The organism is Enterobacter ludwigii (assembly GCF_001750725.1).
Taxonomy (GTDB): Bacteria; Pseudomonadota; Gammaproteobacteria; order Enterobacterales; family Enterobacteriaceae; genus Enterobacter; species Enterobacter ludwigii.
This window is the reverse complement of sequence record NZ_CP017279.1, coordinates 4,608,780-4,634,045: the sequence shown is the minus strand read 5'-3', so window position 1 is coordinate 4,634,045 and position 25,266 is coordinate 4,608,780. Positions and strand designations below refer to the sequence as shown.

Below are 25,266 nucleotides of genomic sequence, written 5' to 3'. Positions count from 1 at the left end.
TTCAGAGCCTGAACGCCTGCCCCACTTTCAGCACTGCAGCGATATTGCGTGCGGCCATCCGCACATTGTCGCTGGCATTTTCCAGCGCGTCCTCCAGCGAACAGATGGTATAAATCACGCTGAATACCGCGTCGATGCCGTGATTATGTACCACCCCGACATCCGCCGTCAGGCTACCCGCAATACCGATGACCGGTTTATTAAAGCGTTTAGCCACCTTCGCGACGCCCACCGGCACTTTCCCGTGGATCGTCTGGCTGTCAATGCGCCCTTCTCCCGTAATCACCAGATCGGCGTTAGCCACCTGCTCTGCCAGATGCAGCGCATCGGTGACAATCTCAATCCCCTGACGAAGCTGCGCACCGCAGAAAGCGTAGAGTGCCGCCCCCATTCCACCCGCCGCACCGCCGCCGGCAAGGTTGATGACGTCGATATCCAGATCCCGGGCAATGACCTGCGCGTAATGCGCCAGGGCGTTATCCAGGGTCACAATCATCTCCGGCGTGGCGCCTTTTTGCGGGCCAAAGACCGCGGATGCCCCTTCGTCTCCGGTGAGCGGATTAGTGACGTCACAGGCGACTTCAATCCGGCACTCCGCCAGACGCTTATCCAGCCCGCTCAGGTCGATACGGGCCAGTTTTGCCAGCTCGCCGCCCCCCTGTCCAAGGGGCTGCTCGTTGGTATCCAGCAGCTTTACCCCCAGCGCCTGCACCATGCCGGCACCGCCGTCATTGGTGGCGCTGCCGCCAATGCCAATAATAATATGCTTAACGCCCGCATCCAGCGCGTGCCGGATAAGCTCGCCGGTCCCCCAGGAGGTGGTAAGAAGGGGATTGCGTTGCGAAGGCGCGACCAGCTCCAGACCGCTTGCCGCCGCCATTTCAATAAACGCGCACTGTTCATCACCGGAGATGCCATAGAAACCGTCCACAGGCTCACCCAGCGGGCCTGAGACAGAGGCATGGACAATGCGCCCCTGCGTCGCCGCCACCATAGCTTCTACGGTACCTTCTCCACCATCGGCGACCGGCAATTTCACAAAGTCAGCCGCGGGGAAAATCTCGCGAAAGCCCTGCTCAATCGCGGTGGCTACCTCAAGGGCACTCAGGCTTTCCTTATACGAATCCGGTGCGATAACAATCTTCATAAGCCATCCTTACGCATAGTCATTACGTTAAGCATACCCACGTAAACGACCGCTCATGGGAGCGGTCCCAATGCGTTTATCGTACCATGCACGGGCGTTTATTGTCGAATTTCCAGTCAGGTATCAAATATTGCATGGCCATCGCATCATCGCGTGCCCCCAGGCCATGTTTTTGATACAGCTCGTGGGCTTTCATCACCTGATCCATATCCAGCTCAATGCCCAGACCCGGCGTGGTTGGCACCTGCACCATGCCTCCTTTGATCTCAAACGGCTCTCTGGTCAGACGCTGATTTCCTTCCTGCCAGATCCAGTGGGTATCGATAGCGGTGATCGTGCCCGGTGCAGCAGCGGCCACGTGGGTGAACATCGCCAGCGAGACATCAAAGTGGTTATTGGAGTGCGAGCCCCAGGTCAGGCCAAATTCATGACACATCTGTGCCACACGCACCGACCCCTGCATCGTCCAGAAGTGGGGGTCTGCCAGCGGAATATCGACAGACTGTAACGACAGGGTGTGCCCCATCTGACGCCAGTCGGTGGCAATCATATTGGTCGCAGTGGGTAAACCGGTGGCGCGACGGAATTCCGCCATCACTTCACGGCCCGAGAAGCCCTGCTCAGCCCCGCACGGATCTTCCGCGTACGCCAGCACGCCTTTCAGTTGTTTACCAATGCGGATAGCTTCATCCAGAGACCAGGCACCGTTCGGGTCGAGCGTGACGCGCGCCTGCGGGAAACGTTTTGCCAGCGCGGTAATGGCTTCCGCCTCCTGTTCACCCGCAAGCACGCCGCCCTTCAGTTTGAAATCGTTGAAGCCATATTTTTCGTACGCGGCTTCCGCCAGGCGCACCACCGCATCCGGGGTCATCGCGTCTTCGTGGCGGAGTCGGTACCAGTCACATTTTTCATCCGCCTGGTTCTGGTACGGCAGCGGCGTCAGCGTGCGGTCGCCAACGAAGAATAGATAGCCCAGCATTTCCACTTCACTGCGCTGCTGGCCTTCGCCCAGCAGCGACGCAACGTTAACGCCCAGGTGTTGGCCCAGCAGATCCAGCATCGCGGCTTCGATACCGGTGACCACGTGAATGGTGGTTCGCAGGTCGAAGGTTTGCAGACCACGACCACCGGCATCACGGTCAGCGAAGGTGCTTCGCACGGTATTGAGGATATTTTTATATTCGCCCAGCGTTTTTCCCACCACCAGCGGAGCGGCCTCTTCCAGCGTTTTGCGGATCTTCTCACCACCGGGGATTTCACCCACGCCGGTATGCCCGGAGTTATCGTTGATAATGACAATATTGCGGGTGAAAAACGGCGCATGCGCTCCGCTCAGGTTCATCAACATGCTGTCATGGCCGGCGACCGGAATGATCTGCATGGCAGTGACTACAGGGGTAGTAAAAGTACTCATCGTTCAATCCTTTTATCAGTGACGTCCAAAAACAGGGCGCTTACGATCAAATGTCCAGCCGGGGATCAGGTACTGCATCGGCCCCGCGTCGTTACGCGCGCCGCCTGGCAGTTTTTTATACGCCTCATGCGCGTGATGAACCTGATCCCAGTCAAGCTCAACGCCCAGCCCCGGTGCATCTGGTACGGCAATCTTGCCATTTTTGATTACCAGCGGTTCTTTTGTCAGGCGGGCTTCTCCCTCCTGCCAAATCCAGTGGGTATCAATGGCGGTCGGGTTGCCCGGAGCCGCCGCGCCAACGTGCGTAAACATCGCCAGCGAAATGTCGAAATGGTTGTTGGAGTGACAACCCCAGGTCAGTCCCCATTCGTCGCAGAGCTGTGCGACGCGAACGGCACCTGAGAGTGTCCAGAAATGCGGGTCCGCCAGCGGAATATCGACCGCGTTCAGCATCACCGCATGGCCCATTTCACGCCAGTTGGTGGCGATCATATTGGTGGCCACCGGTAAACCGGTGGCACGCCGGAATTCCGCCATCACTTCACGACCGGAGAAGCCCTGCTCGGCCCCGCACGGGTCCTCCGCGTAGGTCAACACGTCGTCCAGCCCTTTGCATAAGGCAATGGCCTCATCCAGCAGCCATGCACCGTTCGGATCCACCGTGATGCGCGCATCCGGGAAGCGTTTTTTGAGCGCGCGGGCAGTTTCAATCTCCTGCTCGCCGGGCAATACGCCGCCTTTCAGCTTGAAATCTTTAAATCCGTAGCGATCCTGCGCGGCTTCCGCCAGCCGAACCACCGCCTCACCGGAAAGTGCCTCCTGGTGACGCAGGTGATACCACTCATGGTCGCCAGGGGAATGCGCCAGATAAGGCAGGTCGGTTTTGTTGCGATCGCCAACATAAAACAGATAACCGAGCACCGTCACCGCGTCGCGCTGTTTTCCTGGCCCCAGCAGTTCGCAGACCGGGACCTTCAGCGCCTTACCCAGTAAATCAAGCAGCGCAGCCTCCAGCGCGGCGACAGCGTTGACGCGCAGTTCGAACGTCCAGGCGCCTTTGCCGAACGTGTCAAAGTCTGCCGACTGATTGCCCTTGTGCACCCGCTGCACCACGTTATTGAGGCGAGCTACCTCCTTCCCGACGACCAGCGGAATGGCGTCTACCAGCGTCTGGTGGATAACCTCGCCACCCGGCGCTTCCCCAACGCCGGTGTGGCCCGCGGAATCCGTCAGCACCACGATATTACGGGTAAACCAGGCGTTATGTGCGCCACCGATGTTGAGCAGCATACTGTCCTGTCCGGCCACCGGTATGACCTTCATGTCGGTAATCACCGGGCTTGATTGAGTCGTCATCAGCCGCGCTCCACTACAGGTTTAAGTTCCACGCGCTTGATATCACCCACCAGAACCAGGTAGCTCAGGACCGCCACCAGCGCGTGTACGCCAACGTAAATCAGCGCGCCGTTGAAGGAGCCGGTGGTTCCCACGATGTAGCCGATGGCAATGGGGGTCACAATCCCGGAGATGTTGCCAAACATGTTGAACAGTCCACCGCTCAGGCCGCTGATCTCTTTCGGTGCGGTATCCGCCATGACCGCCCAGCCGAGGGCACCGATCCCTTTACCGAAGAAGGCCATCGCCATAAAGCCAATAATCATCCACTCAGCGCTGACGTAGTTACAGAACACCATGGTCATGGAGAGCAGCATGCCGAGCACAATCGGCGTTTTACGCGCGATATTCAAAGAGCCTGTACGACGCATCAGCCAGTCGGAAATCACGCCCCCCAGCACGCCTCCTACAAAACCGCAGATAGCCGGGACTGACGCCACAAAGCCCGCTTTCAGGATCGACATCCCGCGCGCCTGCACCAGGTAAACCGGGAACCAGGTGATGAAGAAGTAGGTTAAGGCGTTAATGCAATACTGGCCCAGATAGATGCCGATCATCATGCGCGAGCCGACGAGCTGTTTGATCTGCGCCCATTTCTGACTGAACGGCACTTTTGCTTTTGCCGATTTCAGATCCATGTTGATCAGCGCCCCGCCTTCAGCAATGTACTCCAGCTCTTTTTTATTCACGCCGGGATGCTGGTTCGGTTCGTGGATCACTTTCAGCCAGACGAAGCTAATGATGATCCCAAGACCACCCATAAAGAAGAAGACATGTGACCAGCCCACTTCATGCGTCAGCCAGCCCATAATGGGGGCAAAGATCACCGTCGCAAAGTATTGCGCAGAGTTAAAAATTGCTACCGCCGTTCCCCTCTCCTGCGCCGGGAACCACGCCGCCACAATACGGCTGTTACCGGGGAAGGAAGGTGCTTCGGCTAAGCCCACCAGGAAGCGCAGGGTGAAGAGCGCAACAATGATGCCAAATCCGTTGAACACATCGACGAAGCCCTGCAACAGGGTAAATGCCGACCAGATGAAGATGGACCAGAAATAGACGCGTTTGGAGCCAAAACGATCAAGCAGCCAGCCGCCAGGAATTTGGCCGATAACGTAGGCCCATGAAAATGCGGAGAAAACGTAGCCCATGCCAACCGGATCAAGACCGATGTCTTTTGCCATTTCAGAACCGGCAATCGACAGCGTGGCACGGTCACCATAGTTAAAGGATGTGACGATAAACAGCATCACCACTATCCAGTAGCGCGCATTTGTGCGCTTCTCAGCGCTGCTCGCCGCGTGGCTTAATGTACTCATTGTTGCACTCCTGAATCCAGGCTCTCGCCAGTTCATTCTGTACAGCACCGGTAGGGTAACCAGAATGAGGGTTAGTATTTGGCAGTTTTGGTACGGCTTGATGCCGTTTTATAGTGCGCACTGCCTTTTTGATGACTGACCGGAAAAGTATAGGGAGAAGTGCCTCTGTCCCTCACCGTGCATGAACACAACATTGAGGGGTCAATGAGAAGTTGTTTGGGGCATAAGCCCAAAGCAGTGGAAGGTAGTTCACGGAATTCGCCGGAAGGCGGGAGAAAAGCAAAACGGTAACCGACGTTACCGTTTTGTGTTTGCGCTCGCGCCACGTGGGCGCGGGGGCCCGGGTATGCGAAGGGCTGCCCGGCCAGAGGGTTATTTAAGCAGCGTTGCCCAGTGTTCAACCCACGGGTTCGATTCACTCTCTGGCTCAGGGTGTTCACCGGCATCAATCAGCAGCATCTCACCGACGCGTTGCGCGCTCTGTTCCTGCAAAAGCGCATCGAACTGCTTACCACCGCCGCAGAAATTGGCGTAAGAACTGTCGCCCAGAGCAATGATGCCGTAGTGAACATCCGGCTGATAGCCAAGCTGATCCTTGATTGCCTGGAAAAGCGGCACGATGCTGTCCGGCAGATCGCCCTGCCCGGTAGTGGAGGTAACCACCAGAATGTATTTATCTTTGTACTTTTCCCAGTCTGCCAGTTCCGGGTCTTCATAGACCGTGGCTTTATGGCCCTGACCTGCGAGTATCGCCTCAGCCTCTTCTGCTACCAGCAGCGAGTTGCCGTACATTGTGCCGACAAAAATGCCCACTTCAGCCATGATGTATTTCCTTGATTATTGCGCGTGCTGTTCATCCTGAACGTTGCCCGATACAAACTCAACCCTTTCATTTTCGGGGAGTTGCCCCAGCCAGCCAAACTGTGACAGCGCCTGCATCCAGACGTTGTCCAGCCCCGCATGGAGAGTCAGCGGTTCGCCGGTAAACGGGTGCGTCAGGCTCAGTTCACTGGCATGCAGCATCAGGCGGTCGCAGCCAAAATGTTCGGCAGCACTGCGGTTCTGGCGCAAATCGCCGTGCTTGCTGTCACCGATAATCGGATGACGCAGGTGTTTCAGGTGACGGCGGAGCTGGTGTTTGCGCCCGGTTTTGGGCAACAGCTCAACCAGACTGTAGCGGGTGGTCGGAAACTTGCTGGTTGCCACCGGCATTTCCGTGGTCGCCATGCCGCGGTAATCCGTCACGGCAGGCTGCGGGCCTTTGTCATCGCGGGCAAATTTATCGGCAATCTTGTCCAGCTCTTCCACCAGCGGATAATCGAGCGTGGCGCTCTCCGTCAGCCAGCCACGAACGATCGCGTGGTAGCGTTTCTGGATCTGGTGCTGTTCAAACTGCTGCGACAGCAGGCGGCCCGCTTCGCTGGAAAGCCCCATCAGCAACACACCGGAGGTTGGCCTGTCGAGACGATGAGCCGTAAAGACGTGCTGACCAATCTGGTCGCGCACGGTTTGCATCACCACCACTTTTTCATCGCGGTCCAGCCAGCTTCGGTGCACCAGCCAGCCAGACGGTTTGTTTACCGCGACCAGCCACTCATCCTGATAGAGGATCTCAAGCGTCATGCATCTTCACCGGCAAACACAGCATCCAGCTTTTCCAGCTCAATCAGCATGACATCGCGCGCAGGGTGGGTCGCGTCCAGCGCCATTTCATAATAAGGCGCAACAGCGAACGCCTGCGGCAGCGGGTGGCCGCCGTCGAGCAGCGCGTGCATGCGCGGAATTAATACCCACTGGAGCCATTCGAACGGTGCCAGCGTATCCAGACAGAACGGCTGAGTGCTTGCGAAGGCTTCTGGCTGCGGCGCGGTCTCCTGCCACAGCTGATGTTGGCGCAATAATGCCTCGATGGCGTGCAACCGGGCACGAACGCTATCGTGTTGCGTCATAGTAACCTCAACTGAAAAAGTGAACGGCGCGAAGCATAGCATTGCAGGAGGCAGAAATAAAAAAAGGGAGCACTGTAAAAACAGTGCTCCCGGTTCGTTCCGCAGCAATCCAGCTACAATTCGTGCTCCCTGCTCATCCGTGACAACTTTTCCTGAAGCCCGAAGGCCTGGTCATCCTTCACCTTATGCATCCTGCTCACATCGTCCTGATGTGTTTGTTTCATCCTGAAACGTCCTGGCCATCCTGACCCACCGACCATCCTGACCGGCTCTCATTCTCCCTTCCTGGAGGTGTCCCTTACGCATCCTGCGCGATCCTTTTGCTTCATCCTGAAGCCTTCCTGCAGCGTCATCCTGACGTGTTCCTGGTGAGAAACGCCATCATCCTGATGTTCGTTTCTCGTGTCGGCATCCTGTCGACACAACTAGAATCCGCTATTCTGCTTCGTCTTACAACCCATGCTGGCAGCGCTGTAAGCCGTCCCGTGCCCCCCTGGACGCGGCGACACCTCATTAACATATTGAAAAATAGAGTAATGTTAATCTTAATTAAATAAGGCAATACTGAATGATCCAGCGATCTCTCACAACTCTGTAAGAGATCTCTCACACGTGCGATAGCATCGTGGATTACAGAAGTGGCTCAAGTCGGGTGAGGAATTCCGCAAGTGAGGGGGCGAGAGTCTCGCGATTGCGGGTACCGATGGTCTCTTTAACCACTTCACCAGACAGGTTGCAGACTGAGATAACGTCCAGTTCACTGTCCAGCGTGGCAATAAAGAGCGTCGGAGAAAGCTTAAGGCGTTTTTGCGTGACCAGATGACCAATCAGGTTTTCCTGAACACGCTGCAGATCGTCTTCACTCCAGGTCTGCAACAGCGTCAGCGTGATATCAGCAAATCGCGCAGGCATATCCCCTGCAAATTGCGTGGTATAAAACGCGTGAACCGCTGGTTGTACCACAATGTCCATTGCCCGTTCAACCGCATTTACATTTTGCTCACCCGTCGGGGATTGCGGTTGCCAGATAACGTAATCATCCGGAGAAGAGATAATACATGGCGAAGGTACACCATATAAGTCAGTGCTTTGCGGCCAAGTGCCGTGCGTTTCATGCCATGCATCGCAATAGCGGGTCGTGAAGGCAGTGAGGGCATTTGCAGTTTCGATGTCCACCGATTTCTCTCTTCTTGTAAGACAGGATAAACTCAGCCCATAAGTGTACCTGTAAAGTGGCTATGAAACATGTCTTACGAAAATCATCAGGCGTTAACGGGCTTAACGCTGGGTAAATCGACCGATTACCGCGACACCTACGATGCAAGCCTGCTGCAGGGCGTACCGCGCAGTCTGAATCGCGATCCTCTGGGCCTGCGCGCTGACGCGCTGCCGTTTGTTGGCGGTGATATCTGGACGCTCTACGAGCTTTCCTGGCTCAACGCCCGCGGTCTGCCGCAGGTTGCCGTGGGCCATGTTGAACTGGATTATGCCAGCCAGAACCTGGTGGAATCCAAGAGCTTTAAGCTCTATCTCAACAGCTTTAACCAGACCAAATTCGACAGTCAGGAAGAAGTTCAGCATACCCTGGAGCGGGATTTAAGCGCCTGCGCACAGGGCAAGGTGAGCGTGTCACTCTATCGTCTGAATGAGCTGGAAGGGCAGCCGGTTGCCCACTTCAACGGCACCTGCATCGACGATCAGGATATCGCAGTGGATAATTACGAATTCAGTACCGATTACCTCGAAAATGCGGCGAGCGGAAAGATCGTTGAAGAGACGCTGGTAAGTCATTTACTGAAATCCAACTGCCTGATCACCCATCAGCCGGACTGGGGCTCCGTGCAGATCCAGTATCGCGGTCCGAAGATTGACCGGGAAAAACTGCTGCGCTACCTGGTGTCGTTCCGCCATCACAACGAATTCCACGAGCAGTGCGTGGAGCGCATCTTTAATGATATTCAGCGTTTCTGTCATCCCGAAACGTTAAGCGTTTATGCGCGCTACACCCGCCGCGGTGGTCTGGATATCAATCCATGGCGCACCAACACAGACTTTGTGCCTGCCACCGGCCGTCTTGTACGCCAGTAACCTAAATATTTTCGCAATATGCGCGGTCTATTCCGCGCTTTAGGTTGTGAAACGTCGTAAGCCAGGGCTATTGTAATCAACAGGGAAAGACGATAATCGTCCCGTAAGGAGCTCACTTGATTACACATATTAGCCCTCTTGGCTCAATGGATATGTTGTCGCAGCTGGAAGTGGACATGCTTAAACGCACGGCCAGCAGCGATCTTTATCAATTGTTTCGTAACTGTTCACTTGCCGTACTGAACTCCGGAAGCCTGACCGACAACAGTAAAGAGCTGCTGTCCCGCTTCGAAAGCTTTGATATCAACGTGCTGCGCCGCGAGCGTGGCGTGAAACTTGAAGTGATCAACCCGCCGGAAGAGGCCTTTGTGGACGGGCGCATCATTCGCTCCCTTCAGGCCAACCTGTTTGCCGTGCTGCGTGACATCCTGTTTGTTAACGGGCAGATCCACAACGCAGGCCGCTTCCAGCATCTCGACCTGGAAAGCTCGGTACATATCACCAATCTGGTGTTCTCCATTTTACGTAACGCCCGCGCCCTGCACGTGGGCGAAGCCCCTAATATGGTCGTCTGCTGGGGTGGTCACTCGATTAACGAAACCGAATATCTCTATGCCCGTCGGGTAGGAAACCAGCTCGGCCTGCGTGAGCTGAATATCTGTACCGGCTGTGGTCCCGGGGCGATGGAAGCGCCAATGAAAGGCGCGGCAGTGGGACACGCTCAGCAGCGTTACAAAGAAGGGCGCTTTATCGGCATGACCGAGCCGTCGATCATCGCCGCTGAGCCACCTAACCCGCTGGTTAACGAACTGATTATTATGCCGGATATCGAGAAACGCCTTGAGGCGTTTGTCCGTATCGCCCACGGGATAATCATCTTCCCGGGTGGCGTGGGAACCGCAGAAGAACTGCTCTACCTGCTGGGTATTCTGATGAACCCGGCTAACAAAGATCAGGTTCTGCCGTTGATCCTGACCGGGCCGAAAGAGAGCGCTGACTACTTCCGCGTACTGGACGAGTTTATCGTGCATACGCTGGGGGAAACCGCGCGTCGTCACTATCGCATCATCATTGACGATGCGGCAGAAGTGGCGCGTCAGATGAAAAAAGCGATGCCGCTGGTTAAAGAGAACCGTCGCGACACCGGAGATGCCTACAGCTTTAACTGGTCAATCCGCATCGCGCCGGACCTGCAGATCCCGTTCGAACCCTCGCACGAAAACATGGCCAACCTGAAACTGTACCCGGACCAGCCGGTAGAAGTCCTTGCTGCCGACCTGCGACGCGCCTTCTCCGGCATCGTGGCGGGTAACGTGAAAGAGATGGGTATCCGTGCTATCGAGAAGTATGGTCCGTATAAGATCCATGGCGATCGCGAAATGATGCGCCGCATGGATGACATGCTGCAGGGCTTTGTTGCCCAGCACCGCATGAAGCTACCCGGGTCGGCGTACATTCCTTGCTACGAAATCTGCACGTAACATTTTCACTCTCCTGATAAAAGCCGGGCCACGATGCTGTGGGGCCCGGCTTTTTTATTACCGAAACAACTCATAGATATTGCTTATACCTTTTACAAACTCCGACGCCACGCAAACGATTACCTCGTTTTTACAACCGTAAATTATCAGCCTTAAACTAAATTACCTGCCAGAAAATCCTAAAAACCCATTTCTTTACAGCGTAAGACACCTATCTTCGCGGGTTCTCTTTTAGCTCACATGTTGTTGATGGTAGCCTTCGCGCCCGTAAATCCTATTCGATGTTTTTTTAATAGATAAATGGTCTAAAGATGCCCACATCAAAAGTGGATTATTGCAATTGGGATCGGGATCACTGATAGATTCATAACGAGAATGTATCTTTCCGCCCGCCAATAGTTACGGGCGAAAATTATTAAAAAACCGTCACTGAACGAATTTCATATTACCGTCAGGCACTTTTTCATCGGATTTGACTACAAACCTGACAATTTGCTTCCTCCAGGAGATACAGATGGAAACCACTCAAACCAGCACCGTTGCTTCGATTGAATCCCGAAGTGGTTGGCGCAAATCAGATACCATGTGGATGCTTGGCCTTTACGGCACAGCTATCGGCGCTGGTGTATTGTTCCTTCCTATTAACGCAGGCGTCGGCGGTCTGATTCCGCTGATCATCATGGCTATCATTGCCTTCCCGATGACCTACTTTGCGCACCGCGGCCTGACCCGCTTCGTGCTGTCCGGTAAAAATCCTGGCGAAGACATTACTGAAGTCGTTGAAGAACATTTCGGCGTGGGCGCAGGTAAACTGATTACCCTGCTCTACTTCTTCGCGATTTACCCTATTTTGCTGGTTTACAGCGTTGCAATCACTAACACCGTTGAAAGCTTCATGCTGCACCAGCTGCACATGACGCCACCACCGCGTGCCATTCTGTCTCTGATCCTGATTGTGGGCATGATGACCATTGTCCGTTTCGGTGAGCAGATGATCGTGAAAGCGATGAGCATCCTGGTGTTCCCGTTTGTGGCTGCACTGATGGTACTGGCGCTGTATCTGATTCCACAGTGGCACGGTGCCGCGCTGGAAACGCTCTCCCTGAGCAGCGCATCTGCAACCGGTAACGGCCTGCTGATGACCCTGTGGCTGGCGATCCCAGTGATGGTATTCTCCTTTAACCACTCACCGATCATCTCCTCCTTCGCAGTGGCGAAGCGTGAAGAGTACGGCGACGGCGCAGAGAAGAAGTGCTCCAGCATCCTGGCGCGTGCGCACATCATGATGGTGCTGACCGTTATGTTCTTCGTTTTCAGCTGTGTACTGAGCCTCTCCCCGGCGGATCTGGCGGCAGCGAAAGAGCAGAACATCACTATTCTGTCTTACCTGGCGAACCACTTTAACGCACCGGTCATCGCGTGGATGGCACCTATCATCGCGATCATCGCCATTACCAAATCCTTCCTCGGCCACTACCTGGGCGCACGTGAAGGCTTCAACGGTATGGTGATTAAATCTCTGCGCGGTAAAGGCAAGAGCATTGAAGTCAACAAACTGAACAAGATGACCGCGCTGTTCATGCTGGTCACCACCTGGGCAGTTGCCACGCTGAACCCAAGCATCCTGGGCATGATTGAAACCCTGGGCGGCCCGGTTATCGCGATGATTCTGTTCCTGATGCCGATGTACGCGATTCAGAAAGTACCTGCCATGCGCAAGTACAGCGGTCAGATTAGCAATATCTTCGTGGTTATCATGGGGCTTATCGCTATCTCCGCAATCTTCTACTCCCTGTACACCATGTTCTGATTATCACCCGCGCCGTCTCAGGACGGCGCACTCCTCCCCCTCTGACTGAAAGCAATGGACGCATCATGATTAGCGTATTCGATATTTTCAAAATCGGTATTGGTCCTTCCAGCTCTCACACCGTCGGACCAATGAAAGCCGGTAAGCAGTTCACGGATGACTTGATTGCGCGCGGCATTTTGCACGACGTAACCCGCGTGGTTGTCGATGTGTACGGCTCTCTCTCCCTGACAGGTAAGGGCCACCATACCGATATCGCCATTATCATGGGCCTGGCAGGAAACCTGCCGGATACCGTTGATATTGATGCGATCCCTGGTTTCATCCAGGACGTCAATACCCACGGTCGCCTGCTGCTGGCAAATGGCGAACATGAAGTGGAATTCCCGGTTGATCATTGCATGAATTTCCATGCTGACAACCTGTCACTGCACGAAAACGGAATGCGTATTACCGCACTGGCAGGCGACAAAGCGGTATACAGCCAGACTTACTACTCTATCGGCGGCGGGTTTATCGTCGACGAAGACCACTTTGGTGAAACCAGCACATCCTACGTTGACGTGCCTTATCCGTACAAAACTGCGGCGGATCTTCAGCGTCACTGCCAGGAAACGGGGCTTTCCCTTTCCGGCCTGATGATGAAAAACGAGCTGGCCTTGCACAGCAAAGCGGAACTGGAGCAGCACTTCACCAGCGTCTGGGAAGTCATGCGCGGCGGTATCGAACGCGGGATCACTACCGAAGGCGTTCTGCCCGGTAAGCTTCGCGTACCACGCCGTGCGGCAGCGCTGCGTCGTATGCTCGTGAGCACCGACAAAACGACCACGGACCCTATGGCGGTCGTTGACTGGATCAATATGTTCGCGCTGGCGGTAAACGAAGAGAACGCTGCGGGTGGCCGCGTGGTGACAGCACCGACTAACGGCGCCTGCGGTATCGTTCCGGCGGTACTGGCGTACTACGACAAGTTTATCCGCGAAGTGAACGCCAACTCGCTGGCACGCTACCTGCTGGTCGCCAGTGCGATTGGTTCACTTTACAAGATGAACGCCTCCATTTCCGGTGCAGAAGTAGGCTGTCAGGGTGAAGTTGGCGTCGCCTGCTCCATGGCTGCGGCGGGTCTGGCAGAACTGCTGGGCGCAAGCCCGACACAGGTCTGTATTGCGGCTGAAATCGGCATGGAACATAACCTGGGCTTGACCTGCGACCCGGTTGCCGGACAGGTACAGGTGCCTTGCATCGAGCGTAACGCCATCGCCTCCGTGAAGGCGGTCAACGCCGCACGTATGGCGCTGCGTCGTACCAGTGAACCGCGCGTTTGCCTCGATAAAGTTATCGAAACCATGTACGAAACAGGTAAAGATATGAACGCCAAATACCGCGAAACATCTCGCGGCGGCCTGGCGATGAAGATCGTGACCTGCGATTAAGCCTTTCAGGAAGCCTCGTTTTGCGAGGCTTCTTCCTGTTTTCCCCGCCGCACATAGTTTCCCACCGCTGACAATGTTACCCTTCCCCCATTAAACAGAAGGGAGATTATCTGTGGCTGTTCATTTGCTTATCGTCGATGCGCTCAACCTCATTCGCCGGATCCATGCGGTGCAAGGTACGCCCTGTAAGGACACGTGTCTGCACGCGCTGGAGCAACTTATCCGCCATAGCGAACCGACCCATGTGGTTGCCGTTTTTGATGACGAAGCGCGTAACAGCGGCTGGCGACACCAGCGCCTTCCCGACTACAAGGCCGGGCGCGCACCGATGCCTGACGATTTGCATGCCGAAATGCCGGCCATTCGCGCCGCCTTTGAACAGCGCGGCGTTCCCTGCTGGGGAGCCCATGGCAATGAAGCCGATGATCTGGCCGCCACGTTAGCCGTCAAGGTCGCGAACGCCGGGCATCAGGCCACCATCGTCTCAACCGATAAAGGCTACTGCCAGCTGCTTTCGCCCACCGTCCGCATCCGCGATTACTTCCAGAAGCGCTGGCTTGATGCCCCCTTTATCGCCAGTGAGTTTGGCGTCTCGCCGGAACAACTTCCTGACTACTGGGGGCTGGCCGGAATAAGCAGCTCGAAGGTTCCGGGAGTGGCAGGCATCGGGCCGAAGAGTGCCGCCCAGCTGCTGACGGATTTTCAGAGTCTGGAAGGGATTTACGCCAGGCTGGACGAGGTCCCGGAAAAATGGCGTAAGAAGCTGGAGGCGCATAAAGAGATGGCCTTTATCTGCCGGGATGTGGCGACGTTACAGACGGATTTACAGCTGGACGGGAACTTGCAGCAGTTGCGCTTAGAACGTTAAATCGTTTTCAGATGAATCGCCCGGCAAGCAAAACGCCACCGGGCAATGTAACGCGTATTATCGCTCGTCGCGACGTCCACCGACAGCAGCCCACCAGCGACGAATGTGCACCGTCACTTCTTCGCGGTCGTGATACAGCTGGCGCGCCTGAATCTCCACGTTAATGCCGTGCTCATCCATTTGCGCCTGGATATAGGCCAGGTTTTGCGAGACTTCCTCATAGCGCTTTTTCATCGGCAGCTTGAGGTTAAAGATAGTCTCACGGCACCAGCCGTTCACCAGCCAGGAGGCCATCAGCGCGGCCACTTTTGCCGGCTTCTCAACCATATCGCATACCATCCAGGAGATGTTGTTGCGGGTGGGACGATAGCGGAAACCATCTTCACGCAGCCAGGTGACCTGTCCGGTATCCATCAGGCTCTGGGCCATCGGGCCGTTATCAACCGAAGAGACCCACATGTTGCGTTTCACCAGTTGATAGGTCCAGCCGCCCGGACACGCGCCGAGATCGACCGCGTACATGCCGTTCGCCAGACGCTCATCCCACTCATCCGCCGGGATAAACACGTGGAACGCCTCTTCCAGCTTCAGGGTCGAACGGCTTGGCGCATCTGAAGGGAATTTCAGCCGCGGAATGCCCATGAAGAAGGGAGAGTTGTTGTTGGTGTAGGAGTAACCCGTATAGCAGCAGCCGGGGGCGATAAAGAATATATGCACCACCGGACGTTTTGGCGTTTCGTAGTTTGTCAGCACGCCTGCGTCACGCAGTGCAGCGCGCAGCGGTACGGTGAACTTACGGCAGAACTTCATCAGCTCTTTGCTTTCGTTGGTGTCCGCGACTTCAACACGCAGCTCGCCACCCTTTTCCACGACGCCCTGCAGCATACCCACAACCGGCGTGATGCGGTCTTCCGGCGGAAGATCTTTTAACAGTTCACCGGCGACAAACATCTGGCGAGCGAAGATCAGTGAGCTGAACGGCAGCTCACGCGCGAGTTTATCCGCATCCTCAGGCTGATAGCACTCGAATACGACGTAGCCGGCATTATCTTTAACGCGTGCAAAGCCAAAGACTTCGCGCTTCGCCGCTTTATCAGTAATTTCCGCGGCGCACTCTTTCTCAAACCCCGGGCGACAATATAAAACAACCTTATTCATGAACAACGCCCTTGCGTTTCAGACGGATGGCTCCGATAAACATTAATACCCAACCTGCCAGGAAGCTGACGCCGCCAACAGGTGTAACAAACGCCCACAGGCGTAAATGCGAAAGCGCCAGGCAGTACAGACTACCGCTGAACAACACGGTGCCTAACGCCAGGAATACGCTGCTCCAGTAAAACCAGATGCTGATGCGGCGCTGCATTGCCACCGCCAGCCCAAAAATCGCCAGCGTGTGGAATGCCTGGTATTCAAGGCCGGTCTGGATCCAGCCCATTTCTACCGCCCCCAACGACTTGCTTAATACATGTGCGCCAAAGGCGCCCAGTGCAACAAAAATAAAGCCACTCACCGCGGCAAAAATCAGCATGAATCGGCTGGTCATGTTTAAATCCTAAAGTGATGCGTGCCCGGCACACAAAAGTTACTGTTCATACCTGAAGCGGAATTTTTCTTGCTCACTCGCCGCTTTCGCCAGAATCCACTGTCGGAAAGCGGCTATTTTACCCAGTTCTGCCTGACTGTCATGACAAACCAGATAAAACGCGTTCTTGCTGACCAGCACATCATTAAATGGACAAACCAGACGGCCTGCCTCAATTTCGGACTGCGCCATGACGTTATTCGCCAACGCCACGCCTTGCCCGTGAATGGCAGCCTGTAACACCATTGCGCTGTGGCTAAAAATGGGGCCCTGCTGCACGTTTATATGACTAAGACCTAATTGACGGGTATAAGTTTGCCAGTCACGGCGAGAAGCATCATGTAAAAGCGTATGTCGCGCCAGGTCAGCGGGGGTCTTCAGCGCCTTTTCGCCCGTTAAGAGCAGCGGTGAACAGACCGGCAGCAGATATTCTGCGTATAATTTTTCGACACGCAAGCCTGGCCAGTTACCGCGGCCATAAAAAATGGCGACGTCCACATCATCGGCCAGCTTGTCTTCCTGACGGTCCACCGCCTGGATTCGAACGTCGATTCCCGGATAAGCTGAGTTAAAGCTTGTGAGTCTTGGCACCAGCCACTGAATGGCAAAACTGGGTAATAAACTTACCGTCAGCGCGCCTTTTGCACTGCGGGCCTGCAGCTTGCGCGTGGCTTCCGTGAGCTGGGAAAAAATCTCTTTAATATCCTGAAAATAGCTCTGCCCCTCTTCGGTCAACAGTAATGAACGGTTGCGCCGACGGAACAGCTTAAGGCCCAGGAAATCCTCCAGAGACTTGATTTGGTGACTTACTGCGGCCTGTGTCACAAAAAGCTCATCGGCTGCGCGCGTGAAACTCAGGTGACGTGCTGCTGCATCAAAAACACGTAATGCATTTAGGGGTGGCAATCGCTTCGACATGGTTATCTGGCTTAGATGTTAACGAGATTTAACAAACAGGAAACAATGTTTAACCTATTAGTTTTTTTTATCTGAGCCATTATAATTTGTCCGTTGAGGAACTACCAGCAAATACCTATAGTGGCGGCACTTCCTGAGCCGGAACGAAGAGCTTTTTTCGGAATGCGTGTTCTGAAGGGCTTTTGGCTTACGGTTGTGATGTTGTGTTGTTGTGTTTGCAATTGGTCTGCGATTCAGACCACGGTAGCAACGCTACCAATTTTTCACTTCCTGTACATTTACCCTGTCTGTCCATAGTGATTAATGTAGCACCGCCAATTTGCGGTGCTTTTTTTTCGCCTGCGATCGATTAATGCTCGATTTCTTTCATTTCCTTCACGTCAGTGCGATTAATCTGCTGCTTGTTCCCGTTCGCATCTTTATACGAAATCATACCGGTGTCGTTATCGGTTGTCGGTTTCCCTTCAGAGACGATAGAACGGCCATCGTTAGTATGCATTACGTAGTTGTTACCGGAACAGGCGCTCAGGGCAAAGGTCAACGCACAGGCAGAGATAATGGCGGCTGTCTTTTTCATGCTTATTCTCCTTTAGCAATTAATGCTATTCAAACATCGATTTATAACAGGCTTAAACATTCACCTAACCTTATTTAGCATAACCTGCTTTTTCAGAGTCGCCAGGATAAGTAAGGATTAGCAGACAAATCTGATAGATATCAACCTCCTTGCCCTGCCGATGAAATTGCGCGACGATCTCACTATTGAGATGAGGAATTCCATGAACGCTTTCAGTCCCGCGCAGTTTCGCGCACAGTTCCCGGCGCTGACCGATGCCGGTATTTACCTTGATAGCGCTGCCACCGCCCTTAAGCCTCAGGCAGTCATTGAGGCGACGCAGCAGTTCTACAGCCTGAGCGCCGGGAACGTGCACCGTAGCCAGTTTGCCGAAGCACAGCGATTAACCGCGCGCTATGAAGCCGCGCGCGATCAGGTCGCACGCCTGATCAACGCCGAAAGCGGGAAAAACATCGTCTGGACGCGAGGCACCACTGAAGCCATTAACATGGTGGCCCAGTGCTATGCGCGCCCGCGGCTAAAGCCCGGCGATGAAATTATTGTCAGCGAGGCAGAACACCACGCCAACCTGGTTCCGTGGCTGATGGTGGCTGAGCAAACGGGCGCGCGCATTGTGAAACTGCCGCTGGGTGCAGATCTTCTGCCAGACGTAGCGCGCTTATCTGAGTTCATTACCCCCCGCAGCCGCATTCTGGCTCTCGGACAAATGTCGAACGTCACAGGGGGTTGCCCGGATCTGGCTCTGGCCATCGACGTGGCCCACGCTAACGACATGGTGGTGATGGTCGACGGTGCCCAGGGCGTGGTGCATTTCCCCGCTGATGTACAAAAGCTGGATATTGATTTTTATGCCTTCTCAGGACATAAGCTGTACGGCCCAACCGGGATCGGTGTGCTGTACGGAAAACCGACCCTGCTGGCGCAAATGACGCCGTGGCTTGGGGGAGGCAAAATGATCACCGAGGTGACCTTTGAGGGCTTTAAAACTCAGGATGTCCCTTACCGTCTGGAAGCTGGAACGCCGAACGTCGCAGGCGTCATCGGCCTGAGTGCCGCGCTTGAATGGCTGGCTGAAACGGATATCGCTCAGGCAGAACGCTGGAGCCGGGGTCTGGCGACGCTTGCAGAAGAAGCGCTGCAGAAACGTCCGGGTTTTCGATCGTTCCGCGTGCAGGACTCAAGCCTGCTGGCCTTTGATTTTGCCGGCGTTCATCATAGCGATATGGTTACGCTGCTTGCCGGGTATGGCATTGCCCTGCGTGCCGGCCAGCACTGCGCGCAACCATTACTGGCCGCACTGGGTGTTAGCGGTACGCTGCGTGCGTCGTTTGCGCCGTATAATACGCAAAGCGATGTGGATGCGCTGGTTGATGCCGTTGACCGCGCCCTTGAAATACTGGTGGATTAATGACGAGTTCAGCGTTAGCCGAGCATCCGTTTGGCACGGTCATCACAGAAGAGACCTTAAAACAGACTTTCGCCCCGCTGTTGCAATGGGAAGATAAATATCGCCAGCTGATCCTGCTCGGCAAGCAGTTGCCGGCGCTGTCAGACGAATGCAAAGCGCAGGCGAAAGAGATTTCCGGCTGCGAGAACCGTGTCTGGCTGGGATGCACGGTATCCGGTGAAAAACTGCATTTCTTTGGCGACAGCGAAGGGCGTATCGTTCGCGGGCTGCTGGCGGTACTGTTAACCGCCGTGGAAGGGAAAAGCGCGGCGGAGCTGCTGACGCACTCGCCGCTGGCATTGTTCGATGAGCTGGGGCTACGGGCGCAGCTCAGCGCCTCGCGCGGTCAGGGCCTGGTCGCACTCAGTGAGGCGGTACAGGATGCCGCGCGTCAGGCTCAGGCCTGACGTTCCGCCTTCGCCATCATTTTCTTCAGGGCGTGAGAGACGGCTACAAAGCCGAAAGAGGCGGTCACCATGGTGGCCGCACCAAAGCCTGAGGCACAATCCATCCTTTTTGGCCCTTCCGCCGTGCTTTTCATCGCACACACCGAACCGTCAGCCTGCGGGTAGACCAGGGCTTCAGTGGAAAAGACACAGTCAACGCCCAGCTTGCCTTTGCTGTTTTTCACGACGTTAAAATCGCTTTTTAAGCGCTCGCGCAGCTTGGCCGCCAGCGGGTCCTGAATCGTCTTTGCCAAATCGGCCACCTGAATCTGCGTGGGATCGATTTGCCCGCCAGCCCCCCCGGTGGTAACCAGAGGAACCTTGTAACGCCGACAGTAGGCAATCAACGCCGCTTTTGGACGCACGCTGTCGATCGCGTCGATGACATAGCTGTAGCCTTTACTCATGTATTCGGCGACGTTATCTGCCGTCACAAAGTCATCGATCACCGTCACGCGGCATTCCGGGTTAATCAGGCGAATACGCTCCGCCATCACCTCAGATTTCGCCAGCCCGACGTTATCGCGCAGGGCATGGATTTGACGGTTGGTGTTGGTGACGCAAACGTCATCCATATCAATCAGCGTGATCGCGCCAATGCCGGTTCTCGCCAGCGCTTCCGCCGCCCAGGAGCCAACACCGCCAATCCCCACGACGCAGACATGCGCATCCGCAAACAGCTGCAGGGCTTTTTCACCATATAGACGTGCCGTGCCGCCAAAACGCTGACGCCAGGCATCGCTGATTACTACAGACATAAAACCTCAGATGTCAAAAGGGTGAGGTTATTCCTCACCCTTCTCTGTTAATTCAGTACGACTCAGAATACCACAATCAGCCGCTGAATACGTTACCGCTGCCAGGGGCTGCCTTGAGCACCCATACGCGCCCATAGTGGTTATACCAGCCTGCACGGTGCCCCGCATCCGGGCCAATGCCCTGATAAATATCGAAGTGCTGACCTTTAATCGCACCGCCGACATCCAGCGCGACCATCAGACGTAGCTCGTACTGACCGTTAAATTTGCCGTTGTTATCCAGCAGAGGCACTTCCGCCAGCAGCGTGGTGCCCGCAGGAATAATAGAACGATCCGAAGCTACCGAGGCGCGGCCAATCAGTGGAACGGCACTCGCCCCTTTCACTGGCGCAAAGTTTTGCGGTTTAAAGAAGACAAACGACGGGTTCTGTTCCAGCAGCTCACGCACTTCGGCTTCGCTGTGTTTTTCACCCCACTCGCGGATCGCCTGCATCGACATGTCTTCTTTTTTCACTTCGCCTCTGTCAATCAGCACTTTACCAATGCTGCGATAGGCATGACCGTTTTTACCGGAATAACTGAAGAAGTTCAGGGGGGAGCCATCGCCAAAGTCGATATAGCCGCTGCCCTGAACATCCATGATGAAGTTGTCCATCAGCGAGTTGCTGTAGGCCAGAACGTAGTTTTCGCTCAGCGCACCGGAGTAGATCTCAGCGCGGGACGGCAGACGACCGCGTTTAGGCGGCATTCGGTAAATGGGATACTGGAACTCGCCCTGACGCGTGTGTCGCGCCTGGATAACCGGGGTGTAGTAGCCGGTAAACTGGACGTTGCCATAGTTATCCGCCCCTTCCATCTGCCAGGCGTCGATACCAAACTGGCGCATATTGCGCGTATCACCGCCCGCGCGTAGCCAGTCCTGTACCGCGTTATAAACGCTGCTCTGTGAGCCATACAGACGTGGCGACGCGTTGCGGATCTGGTAAACCTGCTCGGAAAAGTCTCCGGCGTTGATCGGTGCGCCAACGGCATCAGGTTGATTAACTAAAGAGAAAGGCTGGGATAGCTTCCCGTCTTTATACTGTTGACCGCGATCGGTCGGTTTAGAAGAGCAGGCCGCAAGAATGGCTACCATTGCCCCTGTCATTAGATACTTCGCCCAACGTCCTTTCATTATATCTCGTCTTAAAGTTGCCCATTACCGCGTGATGAAGATAACAAACCCACTGTTCTAAAGAAACGGAATCACATGCCCTTTGGCAAATTCTGAGCAAAAAATAGTCCAAATATCGCAACGCCGTTCAATTTACATACAAAGTTAATGATTTATGTGAAAAAGGGGTTGCATCACAAACCTAACCGAGTATAGTGCGCTTCCACGGACGCGGGGTGGAGCAGCCTGGTAGCTCGTCGGGCTCATAACCCGAAGGTCGTCGGTTCAAATCCGGCCCCCGCAACCAATTAAAATTTGATGAAGTATCTTCTACGACAGTAGGAAGACGGACGCGGGGTGGAGCAGCCTGGTAGCTCGTCGGGCTCATAACCCGAAGGTCGTCGGTTCAAATCCGGCCCCCGCAACCAATCAAATTTGAAGAAGTAAGTTTCTACAAGAGTAGAAAGACGGACGCGGGGTGGAGCAGCCTGGTAGCTCGTCGGGCTCATAACCCGAAGGTCGTCGGTTCAAATCCGGCCCCCGCAACCAACACTTCTTAAAACAATAAACACCCTTCAGGGTGTTTTTTTGTATCTGCGGTGTGTGAAACTGCCGGGCGGTTACCCGGCGCACTCAACTACCCAAGCCTTGCCAGCGTCGCCCCATCTGAGAAATACGCCCGGATCCCTGCCAGAATCGACTCTGCCACTTCCTGCTGGAATTTTGCCGTCCTGAGCTTACGCTCTTCTTCCACGTTACTGATAAACGCGGTCTCGACCAGAATCGACGGAATATCCGGGGCCTTCAGCACCGCGAACCCGGCCTGTTCAACGCTGTTTTTGTGCAGCTTATTAACATTGCCTAGCTTGCCCAGCACCGCTTTACCAAATTTCAGGCTGTCGGTGATGGTCAACGACTGCACCATATCAAACATGGTGTGGTCGACATAGCGGTCGCCACTTTTGCTCACGCCGCCAATCAGGTCCGAGGCGTTCTGAGAGTCAGCCAGGAATCTTGCGGCGGTGCTGGTTGCCCCTTTAGTCGAGAGCGCAAACACCGACGAACCGCTCGGCTGGCGGCTGGTAAACGCATCGGCATGAATCGAGACGAACAAGTCTGCACGCTGCTTCTGGGCTTTCGCCACGCGGACTTTCAGTGGAATAAAGACATCTTCGTTTCGCGTCATATAGGCGCGCATATTGCCTTCTTTATCGATCAGCGCCTTCAGCCGGCGGGCGATTTGCAGCACCACATCTTTTTCCCGGGTACGATATTTCCCCACTGCGCCCGAGTCTTCGCCGCCATGGCCAGGATCAAGCATGATCACAATCGGGCGATCGCGCCCTGCTTTTCCGGGCTGCGGACCGCTCTGGGCCGGTGGCACCTGCTTCTCCAGGTTGCCCTGGTTGTAGTCTTCCAGTAATGCCAGCAGCGGATCCTGAATATCCGTCGCATTCGCCGGATAGAGATCCATGACCAGACGCTCTTTGAACGTCGCAACAGGTGCCAGGGCAAACAGCTGCGGTTTAACGTTTTGCTTCAGCTCAAACACCATGCGCACGGTTTGCGGATCAAACTGACCCACGCGCGCCGATTTGATAAACGGATCGTCGCCGCGGATCTGCGCCGCCATTCCCTTAAGCACAGAGTTGAGGTTAACACCTTCGAGATCCACCACCACACGCTCAGGATTGCTGAGGGCAAATTGCTTATATTTCAGCACCCGATTGGATTCTACCGTGACGCGTGTATAGGTCGACGACGGCCAGACGCGCACCGCCGCCACCTGACTGGTGGCGGCAAGACCCACCTGGCTGACGCTAAGCAACCACATCGCCCCTGCCCCTTTTAACAACCGGCGGCGGCTTATTGCTGAATTGGATCCCGACATGCTTCTCCCGAGCAAGAAAAGTGATTGATTTACAAAATCGCTAAATTGACCGAAAACTTTAACGAATGACGCATAAACTGTCATCTATAAAAGGGTAAACATTCATACGCTAACGCACGGATTACTTATCAATTTCTGTGGGTCGCAGAAAATTTAGGCTTGCACACACGGCCACAATCGAATAAAAATACAGAAATTACGAATAAACATTCATTAAGGGTTGTGTCATGGTGAAGGAACGTAGAACCGAACTGGTCCAGGGATTCCGCCATTCTGTTCCCTATATCAACGCCCATCGGGGAAAAACGTTTGTCATCATGCTCGGCGGCGAAGCCATTGAGCATGCGAACTTTTCCAGCATCGTCAATGACATTGGCCTGCTGCACAGCCTCGGGATCCGCCTGGTTGTGGTGTATGGCGCGCGCCCGCAGATTGATGCCAACCTGGCCGCGCATCACCACGAGCCGATTTACCATAAACATACCCGCGTCACGGATGCGAAAACCCTTGAGCTGGTGAAACAGGCGGCGGGTCTGCTGCAGCTGGATATCACCGCTCGCCTGTCGATGAGCCTTAACAACACACCGCTGCAGGGCGCGCACATCAACGTTGTGAGCGGCAATTTTATCATCGCTCAGCCTCTCGGCGTGGACGATGGCGTGGACTATTGCCATAGCGGACGTATTCGTCGTATCGATGAAGAGGCCATTCACCGCCAGCTGGACAGCGGTGCCATCGTGCTGATGGGGCCTGTGGCAGTGTCCGTGACCGGTGAAAGCTTTAACCTTACCTCAGAAGAGATTGCCACTCAGTTGGCCATCAAGCTGAAGGCGGAGAAAATGATTGGGTTTTGCTCTTCCCAGGGCGTCGTGAATGATGAAGGGGTGATTGTGCCAGAGCTCTTCCCGAATGAGGCCCAGGCTCGCGTAGAAGCGCTGGAAGCCGAAGGGGATTACCACTCGGGTACCGTGCGTTTTTTGCGCGGTGCCGTGAAGGCCTGCCGCAGCGGCGTGCGTCGTAGCCACCTGATCAGCTATCAGGAAGACGGTGCCCTGCTGCAGGAACTGTTCTCCCGCGATGGTATCGGAACCCAGATTGTGATGGAGAGCGCGGAGCAGATCCGTCGCGCCACCATCAATGATATCGGCGGAATTCTGGAGCTGATTCGCCCACTGGAACAGCAGGGCATTCTGGTTCGGCGCTCCCGCGAACAGCTGGAGATGGAGATCGACAAATTCACCATTATTCAGCGCGATAACCTGACCATTGCCTGCGCCGCCCTCTATCCCTTCCCGGAAGAGCAGATAGGAGAAATGGCCTGCGTGGCGGTGCATCCTGACTACCGGAGCTCTTCACGGGGTGAAATGCTGCTTGAGCGCGTGGCGGCTCAGGCGCGTCAGATGGGGCTGAACAAGCTGTTCGTGCTGACTACGCGCAGCATTCACTGGTTCCAGGAGCGCGGATTTACACCGGTGGACATTGAATCACTGCCGGAGAGTAAGAAAGAGATGTACAACTATCAGCGCCGGTCAAAAGTGCTGATGGCCGATCTGGGATAATACGAAGCCCTCACCACCCGGTGGGGGCTAT

23 protein-coding genes and 3 tRNA genes are annotated in these 25,266 nt (G+C 55.1%); 11 read left to right on the top strand and 15 right to left on the bottom strand.

All coding sequences use genetic code 11. The features are described 5' to 3' along the window. Position 1: 1 nt before the first annotated feature. The 8 genes from BH714_RS21805 to syd form a co-directional block, all read right to left on the bottom strand. Positions 2–1,147 (bottom strand): glycerate kinase, encoded by a 1,146-nt coding sequence (locus BH714_RS21805; RefSeq protein WP_040018901.1) that lies wholly within the window; start codon positions 1,145–1,147, stop codon positions 2–4. A gap of 76 nt (positions 1,148–1,223) precedes the next feature. Next, entirely contained in the window at positions 1,224–2,561 is a 1,338-nt protein-coding gene (gudD, locus tag BH714_RS21800; protein WP_040018900.1) for a glucarate dehydratase, read from the bottom strand. A 15-nt stretch (positions 2,562–2,576) separates the two neighbouring features. Further along, the gene (locus BH714_RS21795) at positions 2,577–3,917 is read right to left on the bottom strand and encodes an enolase C-terminal domain-like protein (RefSeq protein WP_032680384.1); all 1,341 of its coding nucleotides are present in this window, start codon (positions 3,915–3,917) and stop codon (positions 2,577–2,579) included. Then, on the bottom strand, positions 3,917–5,272 hold the full coding sequence (locus BH714_RS21790) for an MFS transporter (protein ID WP_040018899.1): 1,356 nt from the start codon (positions 5,270–5,272) through the stop codon (positions 3,917–3,919). Before BH714_RS21790 ends, BH714_RS21795 begins: the two co-directional genes overlap by 1 nt. A gap of 372 nt (positions 5,273–5,644) precedes the next feature. Continuing rightward, on the bottom strand, positions 5,645–6,094 hold the full coding sequence (locus BH714_RS21785) for a flavodoxin (RefSeq protein WP_014171421.1): 450 nt from the start codon (positions 6,092–6,094) through the stop codon (positions 5,645–5,647). Between the two features lie 15 nt (positions 6,095–6,109). After that, positions 6,110–6,895 carry a tRNA pseudouridine(65) synthase TruC gene (truC, locus tag BH714_RS21780; RefSeq protein WP_040018898.1) on the bottom strand — a complete coding sequence of 262 codons (786 nt, stop codon included), beginning with the start codon at positions 6,893–6,895 and terminating at the stop codon, positions 6,110–6,112. After that, a complete protein-coding gene (locus BH714_RS21775) occupies positions 6,892–7,221 on the bottom strand; it encodes a YqcC family protein (protein WP_032678877.1) in 330 nt (109 codons plus the stop codon). Before BH714_RS21775 ends, truC begins: the two co-directional genes overlap by 4 nt. Positions 7,222–7,851: 630 nt before the next feature. Beyond that, a complete protein-coding gene (syd, locus tag BH714_RS21770; RefSeq protein ID WP_040018897.1) occupies positions 7,852–8,397 on the bottom strand; it encodes a SecY-interacting protein in 546 nt (181 codons plus the stop codon). A gap of 69 nt (positions 8,398–8,466) precedes the next feature. Between syd and queF the strand changes: the two genes are divergently transcribed. The 5 genes from queF (at position 8,467) to xni (ending at position 14,901) form a co-directional block, all read left to right on the top strand. Beyond that, positions 8,467–9,309 (top strand): NADPH-dependent 7-cyano-7-deazaguanine reductase QueF, encoded by an 843-nt coding sequence (gene queF / locus BH714_RS21765; protein ID WP_032680380.1) that lies wholly within the window; start codon positions 8,467–8,469, stop codon positions 9,307–9,309. A 116-nt stretch (positions 9,310–9,425) separates the two neighbouring features. Then, a complete protein-coding gene (ppnN, locus tag BH714_RS21760) occupies positions 9,426–10,790 on the top strand; it encodes a nucleotide 5'-monophosphate nucleosidase PpnN (protein ID WP_014171428.1) in 1,365 nt (454 codons plus the stop codon). A gap of 514 nt (positions 10,791–11,304) precedes the next feature. Continuing rightward, positions 11,305–12,600 (top strand): HAAAP family serine/threonine permease, encoded by a 1,296-nt coding sequence (locus BH714_RS21755; protein ID WP_020883794.1) that lies wholly within the window; start codon positions 11,305–11,307, stop codon positions 12,598–12,600. 65 nt (positions 12,601–12,665) lie between these two features. Continuing rightward, positions 12,666–14,033 carry an L-serine ammonia-lyase gene (locus BH714_RS21750; RefSeq protein ID WP_040018896.1) on the top strand — a complete coding sequence of 456 codons (1,368 nt, stop codon included), beginning with the start codon at positions 12,666–12,668 and terminating at the stop codon, positions 14,031–14,033. A 112-nt stretch (positions 14,034–14,145) separates the two neighbouring features. Further along, positions 14,146–14,901, top strand: coding sequence for a flap endonuclease Xni (gene xni / locus BH714_RS21745; RefSeq protein ID WP_020883792.1), 756 nt, complete (start codon positions 14,146–14,148; stop codon positions 14,899–14,901). Between the two features lie 57 nt (positions 14,902–14,958). Here the strand turns inward: xni and rlmM are convergent, their stop codons facing one another. The 4 genes from rlmM to BH714_RS21725 form a co-directional block, all read right to left on the bottom strand. Continuing rightward, the gene (gene rlmM / locus BH714_RS21740; RefSeq protein WP_025203351.1) at positions 14,959–16,059 is read right to left on the bottom strand and encodes a 23S rRNA (cytidine(2498)-2'-O)-methyltransferase RlmM; all 1,101 of its coding nucleotides are present in this window, start codon (positions 16,057–16,059) and stop codon (positions 14,959–14,961) included. Continuing rightward, complete coding sequence (locus tag BH714_RS21735) at positions 16,052–16,447, bottom strand: DUF423 domain-containing protein (protein WP_008499646.1); 396 nt, start codon at positions 16,445–16,447, stop codon at positions 16,052–16,054. The genes rlmM and BH714_RS21735 overlap by 8 nt, the downstream gene beginning before the upstream one ends. 39 nt (positions 16,448–16,486) lie before the next feature. Continuing rightward, positions 16,487–17,404: a glycine cleavage system transcriptional regulator GcvA gene (gcvA, locus tag BH714_RS21730; protein WP_040018895.1), complete on the bottom strand. Its 918-nt coding sequence runs from the start codon at positions 17,402–17,404 to the stop codon at positions 16,487–16,489. Positions 17,405–17,753: 349 nt separating this feature from the next. Next, entirely contained in the window at positions 17,754–17,981 is a 228-nt protein-coding gene (locus BH714_RS21725; RefSeq protein WP_003862759.1) for a YgdI/YgdR family lipoprotein, read from the bottom strand. Positions 17,982–18,183: 202 nt separating this feature from the next. Between BH714_RS21725 and csdA the strand changes: the two genes are divergently transcribed. After that, positions 18,184–19,389, top strand: a complete 1,206-nt coding sequence (csdA, locus tag BH714_RS21720; protein WP_040018894.1) for a cysteine desulfurase CsdA — start codon at positions 18,184–18,186, stop codon at positions 19,387–19,389. Continuing rightward, positions 19,389–19,835 carry a cysteine desulfurase sulfur acceptor subunit CsdE gene (csdE, locus tag BH714_RS21715; protein WP_040018893.1) on the top strand — a complete coding sequence of 149 codons (447 nt, stop codon included), beginning with the start codon at positions 19,389–19,391 and terminating at the stop codon, positions 19,833–19,835. The genes csdA and csdE overlap by 1 nt, the downstream gene beginning before the upstream one ends. Here csdE and tcdA read toward each other — a convergent pair. Together tcdA and mltA are read right to left on the bottom strand one after the other, a co-directional pair. Beyond that, on the bottom strand, positions 19,826–20,632 hold the full coding sequence (gene tcdA / locus BH714_RS21710; protein ID WP_006811804.1) for a tRNA cyclic N6-threonylcarbamoyladenosine(37) synthase TcdA: 807 nt from the start codon (positions 20,630–20,632) through the stop codon (positions 19,826–19,828). The genes csdE and tcdA overlap by 10 nt on opposite strands. Before the next feature lie 76 nt (positions 20,633–20,708). Then, positions 20,709–21,806: a murein transglycosylase A gene (mltA, locus tag BH714_RS21705; RefSeq protein WP_025203349.1), complete on the bottom strand. Its 1,098-nt coding sequence runs from the start codon at positions 21,804–21,806 to the stop codon at positions 20,709–20,711. Between the two features lie 209 nt (positions 21,807–22,015). Between mltA and BH714_RS21700 the strand changes: the two genes are divergently transcribed. The 3 genes from BH714_RS21700 (at position 22,016) to BH714_RS21690 (ending at position 22,334) form a co-directional block, all read left to right on the top strand. Next, positions 22,016–22,092: transfer RNA gene (locus BH714_RS21700), tRNA-Met, on the top strand. Positions 22,093–22,136: 44 nt separating this feature from the next. Further along, a tRNA-Met gene (locus BH714_RS21695) sits at positions 22,137–22,213 on the top strand. Between the two features lie 44 nt (positions 22,214–22,257). After that, positions 22,258–22,334, top strand: a tRNA-Met gene (locus BH714_RS21690). A gap of 88 nt (positions 22,335–22,422) precedes the next feature. Here BH714_RS21690 and amiC read toward each other — a convergent pair. Beyond that, entirely contained in the window at positions 22,423–23,676 is a 1,254-nt protein-coding gene (gene amiC / locus BH714_RS21685; protein ID WP_040018892.1) for an N-acetylmuramoyl-L-alanine amidase AmiC, read from the bottom strand. 227 nt (positions 23,677–23,903) lie between these two features. Here amiC and argA point away from each other — a divergent pair, with 227 nt between their 5' ends. Beyond that, positions 23,904–25,235 carry an amino-acid N-acetyltransferase gene (gene argA, locus BH714_RS21680; protein ID WP_040018891.1) on the top strand — a complete coding sequence of 444 codons (1,332 nt, stop codon included), beginning with the start codon at positions 23,904–23,906 and terminating at the stop codon, positions 25,233–25,235. The last annotated feature ends 31 nt before the right edge of the window (positions 25,236–25,266 follow it).